General features: G+C 48.5%; 6 protein-coding genes. 3 read left to right on the plus strand and 3 right to left on the minus strand.

Features of this window, described 5'->3' with window-relative positions:
- The 3 genes from EA14781_RS21785 to amiA form a co-directional block, all read right to left on the minus strand.
- Positions 1–862 (minus strand): hypothetical protein (locus EA14781_RS21785; protein WP_042336275.1); only part of this gene is annotated, 862 nt, incomplete at its 3' end.
- A gap of 93 nt (positions 863–955) precedes the next feature.
- Positions 956–1,855 (minus strand): oxygen-dependent coproporphyrinogen oxidase, encoded by a 900-nt coding sequence (gene hemF / locus EA14781_RS21790; RefSeq protein ID WP_000801448.1) that lies wholly within the window; start codon positions 1,853–1,855, stop codon positions 956–958.
- A 3-nt stretch (positions 1,856–1,858) separates the two neighbouring features.
- Positions 1,859–2,728, minus strand: a complete 870-nt coding sequence (amiA, locus tag EA14781_RS21795; protein ID WP_000102912.1) for an N-acetylmuramoyl-L-alanine amidase AmiA — start codon at positions 2,726–2,728, stop codon at positions 1,859–1,861.
- A 211-nt stretch (positions 2,729–2,939) separates the two neighbouring features.
- On the opposite strand from amiA, the gene EA14781_RS21800 reads away from it, so the two are divergent.
- From EA14781_RS21800 to EA14781_RS21810, 3 genes are all read left to right on the plus strand, one after another.
- Positions 2,940–3,365, plus strand: coding sequence for a GNAT family acetyltransferase (locus EA14781_RS21800; protein WP_010332550.1), 426 nt, complete (start codon positions 2,940–2,942; stop codon positions 3,363–3,365).
- The gene (locus EA14781_RS21805; RefSeq protein WP_010332548.1) at positions 3,352–3,801 is read left to right on the plus strand and encodes a DUF2919 domain-containing protein; all 450 of its coding nucleotides are present in this window, start codon (positions 3,352–3,354) and stop codon (positions 3,799–3,801) included. Before EA14781_RS21800 ends, EA14781_RS21805 begins: the two co-directional genes overlap by 14 nt.
- 207 nt (positions 3,802–4,008) lie before the next feature.
- Positions 4,009–4,584, plus strand: a complete 576-nt coding sequence (locus EA14781_RS21810; protein ID WP_000838928.1) for an RpoE-regulated lipoprotein — start codon at positions 4,009–4,011, stop codon at positions 4,582–4,584.
- The last annotated feature ends 84 nt before the right edge of the window (positions 4,585–4,668 follow it).

Genomic DNA, 4,668 nt, shown 5'->3' on the forward strand with positions numbered 1-4,668 from the left:
CCAACCTGGCGTTACCATTAAGGCCAATGGCTTTTGGCTCAATATCGAAAAGATTCGTTAGAGGTAATGCGCAATTTGGACAGGTGTCGCCGCGTTCACCTGCAACAAGGAAAACTTCGGAAGACCCGGTGCTTTTCTTCTCCAGGTGAAAACATTGAGATAAATAGAGATTACGCCTTTGCCCTTCAGCGGTTAATTCCCAACCTGCAACATGCGCATATTCTTCTGGTGCAATGTAAAGTGAACTGCGCCACGGCGGTGGATTCTTGCGCCACTGGGAAAAATGCTCGATAACGATATCATCACCAATCCATGCCAGACATTGCAGAATAAAATTTCTGTTGTCTGCATCAATCTCAACCTGCTTTAAAAGCGCATCGCGAACATCCGTAGGGGCGCGATGAAAAGGTAAGCAAGAATAACTATCCAAATCATTATAAGAGATCCATTCTCTTAAATACGCATCCAGATTTGCCTGAGTAAATGCTGCAAGACAGAGACAAATCTCCTGAGCGTGCTGATATTCTCCAGATACAAACCGTTCTGTGGCGTAATCAGCCATCTGCTGCGCTTGATCGGGAGACAATTGTTGATACAACAAATCGGTGGGAACAGGGCAGGGAGTCCAGTCGATTAACACATCGAATTTTCGTGGTTGGTGGACTAATTTCAGCATGGCAACCGGATCGTTTAACCCTGCAAACGCATTTACGATTTTTTTGTTATTTCTAATATATTCATCGTGTTCACGCTTTTTTTGTGCCTGAACGCAGGGCATACAATATCCACCGGTGCGCACGGCGGTTTGTGGCAGAATGGTCGATGTGCAAGTGGGGTTTTTACAGGGAATACGGTCGGTCATTGGGGCGCTCCATGCATTAAGTAAATCCTTTATAATAAATTCGTGTCTCCTGAGCGCTCGTAATAAATAGTCAACTGTCAGGAGTCTAATACATTACACCCAATCTCTGATCTTAATAAACTCGCTCAACGCTGCTTCTGGACTGCCTTCTTCCGGCTGATAATCGTACTCCCAGCGTACCAGTGGTGGCATTGACATCAGGATAGATTCGGTGCGACCGCCTGTTTGTAAGCCAAATAATGTGCCGCGATCCCATACCAGGTTGAACTCGACATAGCGACCGCGACGGTAAAGCTGGAAATTGCGCTCGCGCTCGCTGTATGTCATTGCTTTACGGCGTTCAACAATCGGTAAATAAGCGTCGGTGTAGCCTTTACCTACCGCCTGCATAAAGGCGAAGCAGTGGTCGAAGTCTGGCGTGTTCAGGTCATCAAAGAACAGACCGCCAATGCCGCGCTGTTCGTTGCGATGTTTGAGGTAGAAGTAATCGTCGCACCACTTTTTGTAACGTGGATAAACATTTTCGCCGAACGGCTGACACAGATCACGGGCAGTGCGATGCCAGTGAATGGCATCTTCTTCAAAGCCGTAGTAAGGCGTTAAATCGAAACCGCCGCCAAACCACCAGACGGGATCGGCTCCCGGTTTTTCGGCAATAAAAAAGCGCACATTCGCGTGGCTGGTGGGAACATATGGATTGTGTGGATGCACCACCAGCGAAACGCCCATCGCTTCAAAACTTCGTCCGGCAAGCTCCGGGCGATGTGCCGTGGCGGAAGCAGGCATCGCGTCGCCGTGAACATGCGAAAAGTTGACGCCTGCCTGTTCGAAAACACCGCCGTTACGCAACACCCGACTGCGCCCACCGCCGCCAGCTTCGCGTTGCCAGCTATCTTCAACAAACTCTGCGCCATCGACGGCGGCGAGTTGCTGGCAAATCGAATCCTGAAGATTGAGTAGAAACTGTTTAACCTGGTGTGTGTCGGGTTTCATAACTTATCGTTTTTTCGAATGTGCTTTCTGATTGTCAAACCAATGGAAATAACTGATTACGCCTTCGGCAATAGCATTGGCGATTTTCTGGCGAAACGCCGCCGTACCCAGCAACCGTTCTTCTTCCGGGTTGGTGATAAACGACGTTTCTACCAGTACCGAAGGAACCGATGGTGATTTCAACACCACAAACGCCGCCTGCTCAGTGTTGCGGCTATGTAACTTATGCACCGGTTTAATTTTTTTCAGAATATGCGAGCCAAGCGTCAGGCTGTTTTTAATAGTATCGGTTTGCACCAGATCAAACAGCACTTGCTGCAATAGATGGTCCCTGTCAGTCGCTTTTTTGCCGGCGACTTCATCCGCGCGGTTTTCGCGTTCCGACAAATATTTTGCCATCGCACTACTTGCGCCGCGGTTAGAGAGAGCAAAGACTGAAGCACCCGCCGCTTTCGGGTTAGTAAACCCGTCGGCGTGGATTGACATAAACAGATCTGCGCCGTGCTTATGGGCGATTTCAACGCGATCGTACAGTGGGATAAACGTATCGCCAGAACGCGTTAAACGCGCATCAATTCCATGATTGCGCAATATGGAACGAACATTTTTAGCTATTGCCAACACTACGTGTTTTTCTTTTGAACCGTTGCGGCCAATCGCCCCGGTATCAATTCCTCCGTGACCCGGATCGAGAACGACTATCCGCTTGCCTCCGGTTTTTTTGGCTTTCGGCTTACTGTGCCCATTACTGGTTTTTAACGGTTCTTCTTTGGCGATGGCTTGCGACATTCCTGACAACGTCAGGGCAGCCAATCCGGCTTTCAGCACCTGGCGGCGCGAAGTGAGTGTTTTTAGTGGTTTAAAAGTGCTCATACGGCCTGAGTTGTAATAATAAAGTTCCAGATGTTATATCGTATCGCGTAATCCGTTACGACCATTTGCTGTTGAGAATTGTTTACTTTTCATTTCAATAGATGACAATTACTCATTATGTCATTTTTCTCGCCGTTTTTCGTCAGATATTGGCTAATTCGACTGTTCACGCCATAATCACCGTTTTAAGCCCAAAAAGGTAACCTATACCATGGAGATACGCGTATTTCGCCAGACTGATTTCGAAGAGGTGATAACCCTTTGGGAACGTTGCGATTTGTTGCGTCCGTGGAACGATCCTGAGATGGACATCGAGCGCAAGATGCACCATGACGTCAGTTTGTTCCTGGTGGCGGAAGTCAACGGCGAAGTGGTTGGCACAGTGATGGGCGGTTATGATGGGCATCGCGGTTCTGCTTATTATCTTGGTGTACATCCAGAATTTCGCGGGCGCGGAATTGCCAATGCGTTACTGAATCGGTTGGAGAAGAAGCTCATTGCCCGTGGCTGTCCGAAGATTCAAATCAACGTGCCGGAAGATAATGACATGGTGCTCGGGATGTACGAGCGTCTGGGATATGAACACGCCGATGTGCTGAGTATGGGCAAGCGTTTGATTGAAGATGAAGAGTACTGAGTTTCATCCTGCCCATTACGATGTGCACGGACGCTTGCGTTTACCTTTCCTCTTCTGGTGCGTGCTGCTGCTTCAGGCGCGAACCTGGGTGTTGTTTGTGATTGCTGGCGCGTCGCGTGAGCAGGGCACTGTGCTACTGAATCTGTTTTATCCCGATCATGATAATTTCTGGTTGGGATTGATTCCCGGCGTTCCGGCGGTGCTGGCGTTTTTGCTGAGTGGCCGACGCGCGAAATTTCCTCGTTCCTGGCATGCGCTCTATTTTTTGTTGCTGTTGGCACAGATGGTTTTGCTTTGCTGGCAACCGTGGTTGTGGCTGAACGGTGAATCTGTTAGCGGTATTGGTCTGGCGCTGGTGGTGGCGGATTTTGTGGCGTTAATCTGGTTGTTGACCAATCGACGTTTACGCGCTTGTTTTGTTGAAGAAAAAGAATAACGCAGAGGTGCGCTTTGTTTATGCCGGATGCGGCGTGAACGCCGTGTCCGACCTACAAAGTTTTTCAAATTCAATATATTGCAGGGAAAAATAGACGCTGATAAGCGTAGCGCATCAGGCAATTTTGAGTTTGTCATCAACCTCTAACGGCACTTTTTTGCAAATTCGCACTCCAAGCAACGTTATTGAATAACCAAAGGAAGTGATATGAAATCGCTGCGTTTATTGTTATGCGCTATGCCGTTGATGCTGACTGGCTGTTCCACGATATCGTCAGTTAACTGGTCTGCTGCTAACCCGTGGAACTGGTTTGGTTCGTCCACTAAAGTAAGCGAGAAGGGCGTGGGTGAGTTAACGGCGTCTACCCCATTGAAAGAGCAAGCCATTGCTGATGCTCTTGATGGCGATTATCGTCTGCGCAGTGGTATGAAAACCGCTAATGGAAATGTCGTGCGCTTTTTTGAAGTGATGAAAGGCGACAGCGTAGCGATGGTCATTAACGGCGACCAGGGGACAATTAATCGCATTGATGTGTTGGATAACAATATTCCTGCTGACACCGGTGTTAAAATCGGTACACCGTTTAGCGACGTTTACAGCAAAGCATTTGGTCATTGCCAAAAAGCTGAGGGTGACGATAATCGTGCTGTCGAATGTAAAGCCGAAGGCAGCCAACATATTAGCTACCAGTTCAGCGGCGAGTGGAGCGGTCCTGAAGGGTTAATGCCTTCTGACGATACGCTGAAAAACTGGAAGGTCAGTAAAATTATCTGGCGGCGTTAATTTGCGTCTGAACAAACCGCCGCCGCTAAAAAACACGTAAAATAGCGCCCAACAATGCCACGGATTGCGTGGCATTCTTATTGT

The organism is Escherichia albertii NBRC 107761 = DSM 17582, assembly GCF_000759775.1.
GTDB lineage: Bacteria > Pseudomonadota > Gammaproteobacteria > Enterobacterales > Enterobacteriaceae > Escherichia > Escherichia albertii.

Bases quoted from the DNA above. Each gene is read 5' to 3' on its own strand.
- hemF (WP_000801448.1), bottom strand. From the start codon at position 1,855: ATGAAACCCGACACACACCAGGTTAAACAGTTTCTACTCAATCTTCAG.
- amiA (WP_000102912.1), bottom strand. From the start codon at position 2,728: ATGAGCACTTTTAAACCACTAAAAACACTCACTTCGCGCCGCCAGGTG.
- EA14781_RS21800 (WP_010332550.1), top strand. From the start codon at position 2,940: ATGGAGATACGCGTATTTCGCCAGACTGATTTCGAAGAGGTGATAACC.
- EA14781_RS21805 (WP_010332548.1), top strand. From the start codon at position 3,352: ATGAAGAGTACTGAGTTTCATCCTGCCCATTACGATGTGCACGGACGC.
- EA14781_RS21810 (WP_000838928.1), top strand. From the start codon at position 4,009: ATGAAATCGCTGCGTTTATTGTTATGCGCTATGCCGTTGATGCTGACT.